The 270-nt window shown below is 52.6% G+C and carries 1 protein-coding gene; it reads right to left on the bottom strand.

Annotated elements, in window-relative coordinates:
* On the bottom strand, positions 1 to 270 hold a 270-nt coding region (locus KI356_RS28940), incomplete at both ends, for an FtsW/RodA/SpoVE family cell cycle protein (RefSeq protein ID WP_212937083.1).

Raw genomic sequence — 270 nt, forward strand, 5'->3', positions numbered from 1 at the left:
AGCAGCGTGGGCATAAATATCAGCACCAGCGCGATGCCAGTGTTCTTCAACGATGGCGGGCAAACGTCGCGGTTGATAAAGCGCGCAACCATCAGTGGTACGGCTATTTTGGCAATTTCCGACGGCTGAAAACGAACAATACCGAGGTCCAGCCAGCGTTGAGCGCCTTTAGAGATGGCACCGAAAGCATCTACCGCCACCAGCAAAATAATACAGATGATATAGAGATAGGGGGCCCAGCCTTCATAAACGCGTGGAGGAATTTGCGCC

The organism is Bacillus hominis (genome assembly GCF_018332515.1).
In the GTDB taxonomy this organism is placed as follows: Bacteria; Bacillota; Bacilli; order Bacillales; family Bacillaceae_G; genus Bacillus_A; species Bacillus_A hominis.